This window comes from Sphingobium sp. TKS, assembly GCF_001563265.1.
In the GTDB taxonomy this organism is placed as follows: Bacteria; Pseudomonadota; Alphaproteobacteria; order Sphingomonadales; family Sphingomonadaceae; genus Sphingobium.
On sequence record NZ_CP005085.1, the window covers coordinates 279533 to 286327 of the forward strand.

Consider the following 6795-nt stretch of genomic DNA (forward strand, 5'->3'; position numbering starts at 1 on the left):
GTTCGCAGCTGATCTATTGCTGCCGTTGCGGTTCCGGGTCTTGTCAATCATCCAGAAGTTCAAGAGCTGAACCGCTACGAAGGTCGCACCCATCAGGATTGTTACCGGTCCAACGTACTTCGGCCAGTACAGTATGTCATCTTCGAGGTACGGGAGAAGTGGTGAACGGACCGCCAGGGGGCGATCCGTTCTGCCTGAAGACTTGGGCCCTATGCCGCTCCTACCAGCGGAACGCGACGCCCACGCGCCCGGCCAGCCCATTTGCATGTTTGCCTGTGATGCCCTCAATCTTGGCGAAAGCCGACAAGCCATTGTGGCCGCTTCCCTCGACACCGGCCTCCAGGCGCGCGCGCCCGCCCTCCGATACGTCCTGGAAGGAGACGGCATTTCCGCCTGATACAAGGGTCATGCCGGGCTGGTCCTTGAGTTCGCCCTCGAAGGCGAGCCCCACATACGGGCTGATCGCCCAGCCGCCCGCCATAGCGGCGATACCCGCTCGCGCTCCAGCACGTCCGTAGGCGCTCCCAACATTGTGGAACGATGCATCAAAGCCGCCAGCGGCGCCCTTGATACCGTCAAGATCGCTGTGGGACCAGGCAATGCTCACGGCCGGCTCGATGAAGGCCCGGCCCATGTCAAGGCGGTACCCAGCCTCGGCCTGGATGCCATAGCTGGTGCCATCGAACTTGCGGGCCGACGCTGCACCTTGAAGATCATATTTGACAGAGAAGCGGTCCAGCTTGGCCAGCACATGAGCGAAAAAACCGCTGGCCGAGCGATAGCGGAAATAAGCGCCGATATTCGCGCCATCAAGCTTGATCTCGTCTCCAGTCGCCTTCACCCTGCCTTGTTGACCGACATAGCCGCCGGTCAGGCCGACGCTCCAGTCGCCCTGCCCCCAGTCGAACCCCAGCTGCGCCCCGGTCCAGCTGTCGCGTATGTCGAGGTTCGGGGTGAAGCTCATCGGACGGTCCAGCACCGTGAGGGAATAGACCGGCCGCGCCTCGTTCGTTTCGCCGCCGCCGTAAAACTGGCCCCATGCCGAAAGCCCTTCCCGCCCCTTGCTCGCGCGCATCTGCTCGGCCCAGGCGTCGCCGGAGCGGCGCCAGTAGCGGCGGACCTCCGCACCGGTCCGGACAAGTTCGAAGGCCTGGACAGAGGGCACGCTGACGAGATTGAAATTACCGTTCCCGTCGCCAACCAGCTGATATTCCGCAAAGCCCTTGTTGATGCTCCCGCCTTGGAGAATGAAGGCGCCGTCCTCCGCTGACGTGCTGCTGACGATCCGAATGCCCGAGAAATTGAACTGTGCGGCAGCAGCTCCACTAAGATCGTTGATGACGATCGTCGTGACACCCGAGGCAGCTCCCATGGAAAGCTGGTCAGCGGTCTGGGCCGCAATCGCGCCGATCGCTGCGCCACCAAGGTTCGCTTCCAGGATGACGCGCGAACCGCCCGAGCCGGCAAAGGCTGCCCCGCCAAGGTCGAGCAGGTCGCCAGCCTGGCCATTGACGAGACTGACCGTTCCGGCGTTCCGGAACGTGCCGAGGCCCGTCAGCAGCATCGTTGCTGGACCGGCAGCGCCAGGATTGACGTTGAACGTACCGTTATTGGTGAAGGTCGAATTTGCAGTGAAGGCCGAGTTGCCGCCAAAGCCATTCCAGATGCCGGCGTTGGTGAACGCGATGCTGCTGGTCCCAAGCGACACATAGCCGTTGATCGCGCCGTTGTTGAGGAGGGTTGCCGAGCCACCCGTGAGGCTTAGCGCGAGATCGCTATCAGCCCCCAGGACGCCCGAAAGCGTGATCGTCTGGCCATCGGTCGCATGTGAAGACAGACCGACCGTGCTACCATGAAGGATGGCATTGTTGGTCTCGGTTCCCAGGTTGATCGTTGCGTGACCGCCGGTATCGACAAACAGGCCCGCGCCGTTAGCCGACGAGGTTCTCCCCCCGTCTACAAGGGTGACGGCGACGTCGCCGGACACGGAGCTGAGATGAATGGCGTCCGCGCTCTGGGCAGAGCTGTTGACGCTCGTAACGCTGATCGCCCCGATGTCGCTGCTTGCGACGATGGCATGTCCGGCCCCATCGAGCGCTTCGAGCGTTCCCGTCTCGATCGCGATCGCACCGGCGGCGGACTTAGCCGCGATGCCGCTGGCGCCGGCGCCTGAAACAGAGACCGCATGCGCCTTGATGGTTTGCGCGCCGGCGCCGGTGGTGACAGCGATGCCGTCCGAGCCCGCGCCAGTGGTGACCAAGGTCCAACTATCGACGGAAATAGCGCCGTTGCCCGTCGCCACCGCGCCAATGCCGTTGGCCGCCTCGCCGCTGGTCGCGACCCTGCCGAGGTTGGTGATCGATCCTGGGCCATCGGTCACTGTCATCTGGACCCCGGTCGCGCCATCTCCGGCTGTGGTGACACCCCCCGAATGATCATCCGCGCTCGCCTGGCCGAGCGTGAGCGCAACTGCGCCGCTTTGGGATCCGGTCGCCGACATACCGATGGCATTCGCACCATTTGTCGTGACCGCATTGACCGACGCGGCGATTGTTCCGCTACTGCCGGCGCCGCCCGTCTGGTTCAGGCTGATGCCCGTCACATTGTCGCCTGTAACAGCAATATCGTTGAGCACGACATCGATGGCCGCATCAGAACCGCTGGTGTCGATGCCGACGCCGACACCCCCCGCGATGGCCGAAACCGTGATCGTTCCTTCGCTTCGCACGCTGATTGCATCGAAACCGCCAAGAAGGACGCCCGATGCCATGCCTCCCGTCGAAGTGGCCGTGACATCGCCAATCTGGACAGTCTGGGCACCGGATTGATCGACGCTGGCAATCCCGCGGGCGGTGCCCCCTGCGATTGCCGTGACAGTCCCCTCACCGTCAATGACCAGACCCTGACCATTGGTCGCGACGAGGCCAAAGGCATCGCTCTCAAGGCTGGTTGCGGTCAGCATCGAGGGGAGATGGGCCGTTGCAACACCGGCACCGTCCTCGAGGAGGATGCCAAGGGCAGGCCCATCGACCGACGAAACGGACATGGTGTCGGACAAGGAAACGGTCTGGGTCGTGCCGTTCGTCTGGACAATGCCGGCGGTGAGCCCAGAACCACCGGCAACTGTGAGCGGACCTTCAAAGGACGCGACGATCGCGCCCGATGCGCCGGTTTGGCTGAGGCCGACCGCCCGCTCGGCACCGGTGATCGCAACCGGACCGCCAAAGGTAGCGGACTGGCTTGCCCCGCCGGTCACGGCAGCGCCTGTCGCATCGCCTTCACCGCTCGTGACGGTGAAGTCCGTAGCCGAGATCAGGTCCAGCGACCCTGCGCCGGCTATCTGCACACCTGATGTGTCCCCGCTTGCGGTAACCGTTACCGGCCCGGCAAGCGCGATGTCCGCGCCGGTGCCGCCGTCAATATCGATCGCGACGGCGCTGCCGGCACTGTTGGTGACCGCCAGCGCATCCCGGCTGACAATCCCGATGTTTCCTGCCGCGCCTGTGGATTGCACGCCAGTCGCGACACCGCCGCTCGACTGAATGATGGCGGGTCCGGCAAGGTCGATCGTCTGCGCGGTTCCATCGGCGAGAGAAATCCCGGTCGCGCCCGCTGCGCCACCAACGACGGTCAGGGCGTCGCCGAGCGCAACCGACAAGGCTCCCGAGCCGCCCGCCAGATCGATGCCGGTCGCTCCCAGCCCATTCACACGCACAGCCTGCTCGAACGAAAGTGATTGCGTGGTGCCATCCCGCGCCACCACGCCGACAGCCTGATCTGCGCCGCCTTCGACCGTGAAATCCCCTGTGCTGGCCAGATCCACAGAGCCCAGCGCACCGGACATCTGTGCGCCTGCTCCACCAGCCCCGGCAACATGAAGCCCCTCGCCCAGAACCACCGCCTGGGAGGTCCCGCCCGAGAGGATAAGGCCTGCCGCAGGACCATCGCCACTGGTGACGCTGAACGCGTCATTTGCGTTAACCTCCATCGCGCCGCTGGCGCTGGTCAGAATGAGGCCGGTCGTAGTCCCCGCGCTTGCCCTGACCGCAAGATCACCGTTCAGATCGATAGTCTGGTCGGACCCGCCGGCGAGAATGACGCCCGTTGCGCCGCTGGTTCCTCCATCGACGGCAACTGCGTTTGTGGAGGCAAGAGTGACTGCCCCCGTCGCGCCTACCAGTTGAGCGCCGGTCGCGCCGACACCGACAACGCTGAGCCCGTTACCGAGCGTAACCGTCTGGCTTGCTCCACCGGCGAGAGTGAGGCCCGTCGCCGCGCCACCTGCATTGGAGACGCTAAAGCCGTTCTGCGCTGCTATCCCCACCGCGCCGCTGGCGCCGGTCGACAAGACACCGGTCGCAATGCCGCCGCTGGCGTCCACCGCCACATCGCCCGCAAAGGTGACGGTCTGGTCGATGCCGTCGGCAAGCAGGACACCCATTGCGCCCCCGGTTCCGCCATCTACCGCAACGGCACCGTTGGCCGTGAAAGTCGCAGCTCCAGCCGAACCGGTAAGGATCACGCCGATGGCTCCGGTCCCTGCGACGCCCAGACCTTCGCTCAACGTCGCCGCCTGGCTCGTGCCGTCCGCGAGGATGAGGCCGGTCGCCGACCCATCGCGATTGGTGACGGCGAAGGCGCCCTGCGCGTTCAGTTCCACCGCGCCGGCGGCGCCCGTCGAGATCAGGCCGGTTGCAACACCGCCGCTGGCATCCACCGCAAGATCGCCGGCCAGATGAGTAGTCTGATCGAACCCGTCGGCAAGAACTATGCCGGTCGCGCCTCCGACGCCACCATCGACCGCGACTGGACCGTTGGCAGTGAAACTCACCGCTCCTGAGCCATTGGTCAACTGCGCACCAGTGGCGCTGGTCCCGGTGACCGAGAGGCCATCGGCCATCAGCACCGTCTGGCTCGTTCCATCCGTAACGATAATGCCAGCCGCAAGGCCACCGCCATTCGTGACATTGAAACCTTGCTGGGCGTTAACGCTCACCGCACCGCCCGCGCCTGACGAAGTGACACCCTTCACATCGCCATCATCCGCGTTGACCGAGAAATTGCCCGCGAAGTTCGCGGTTTGGTCGGCTCCGTTTTCCAGTATGACGCCAGTTGCCCCGCCAGTCCCCCCTTCCACGGTGAAACCCGCCGCGCTCGTCAACTCAATCGAGCCGCTTGCGCCGGTGAACTGCGCGCCGGTCGCCCCCATCCCGGCCACGGTCGCGCCATTGGCCAACGAGACCGACTGGCTGGTGCCGTCGGCCAGGCTGAGACCGACAGCGCTGCCGCCGATGTTGGTGACGGTGATGGCATCGCCAAGCGCAACGGCTTGAGCGCCGGTCGCCCCTGCAATCGTGATCCCGGCTGCCGTTCCGTCAGCCGCACTGACGGTGATGGCAGCGCCGTTCCCGTTCTGTACTTTGGCCGCGGTCGTGATTGCGACATCCGCGCCGCCCTGCGTGACAATGCCCGAGGCGTCCGCGCCGGTGCTGGTAACTAAAAGAGATGCGCCGTCAAAATCGACCGAGACGGTGTCGGTTGCGCCGTCGAGAACAATCCCGCGAGCCGAGCCCGCGCCTTGGACCACCAGGTCGCCATTGTAGATATTGCCGCCGATCACGGTATCTTCAAAGCGAACAGCCTGGCTCGATCCGCCGGACAGCTGTACGCCGGTCGCCAGGCCTCCCGATGCGACATCGAGGACATAGCCGGTATTGCGGACGCTGACCGGCCCCGAGACATTCTCGACGAGGAAGCCAGTTGCAGCGCCGCCGCCTGACACCGTCATGCCGCCCGTTGCGCCCGTACGCGCCGAAATGAGCGTGGCGCTTGTGCCTTGCTGGACGTCCATGCCGATCGCGTGACCGCTCCCGACCGCAATGTCCGTGGAGACCGAAAGGAGGCCGCTATTGGCAAGCGTGACCGCGCCCGGGGTGCCGGCGCCTGCGACGTGAAGCCCTGTCGCGTCGCCCGCAGCGGTCGCGATGGCGATGGAGCCGGTGTTGCTGATATCGACCTGGCCGCTGCTTTCTGTGGTCCCGACACCGATAAAATCTGTGTCGAGGCCTGTCAGGGTGACGCTGTTGGCATTGGCCAGGGTGACCGTCCCGTCGGCCGCATGGCTTTCGCCGGCGATGCCGTAGACCAGCCCGCCGACCGGCGCGAGGCTGGATAGGCTAACGGTGCCGTTGTTCGTGGCGCTGGCCGAGCCGCCTCGGGCAAACAGGGCGGCGCTTTGCGCAAGAGCGGCCGGGAGCGTCAAAGTGACCGTGCCGCCGCTCTGGTTGATGACCGAGGCAAGGCCTGTTCCCCCGGCAAGATCGGTGGTGGCCAGCAGGCCCCTGTTGCCAGCCACGACGTTGCCATGGCTCTCGACAATCGCGGCCCCCGTTCCGGTGGTCTGCGCGGAAAGCCCGGTACCGATAGCGGTGATCGTCGAACCACCGCGCGCGCTGATGACGGCTGCTTGATCGGGCGATCCGATGACGGTGACCGCCGTGTCGTTGGTCGTCGGCGCCACGACGGCCGTTGCCCACAGATCGACCTTGATCCCGGCGGGCGTCGCATAGTCGCCCTGATCATAGGTAATGCCGTTGGCCCAATTACTGGGCTCGTTGAGGCAGTTGGCGACGTTCGGGTTCTGCGCTGCGTCGGGCAGGCCGCATTCCTGATTGGCGAGCGCCACGCCCGGCGTCGCGAGACTGAAGGCCAGCGCAGATGCGCCGATCATGAGCGTGGTTTTCACTTTCTGTCTCCTGTTATCACGCGAGCGAAATGCCGATTGGAGGGGGTGTG

At 65.1% G+C, this 6795-nt stretch carries 1 protein-coding gene; it reads right to left on the reverse strand.

Annotated features, from left to right (window positions below; translation table 11 throughout):
- Positions 1-220: 220 nt before the first annotated feature.
- The gene (locus K426_RS26530) at positions 221-6745 is read right to left on the reverse strand and encodes a hypothetical protein (protein WP_066564209.1); all 6525 of its coding nucleotides are present in this window, start codon (positions 6743-6745) and stop codon (positions 221-223) included.
- Positions 6746-6795: the final 50 nt, after the last annotated feature.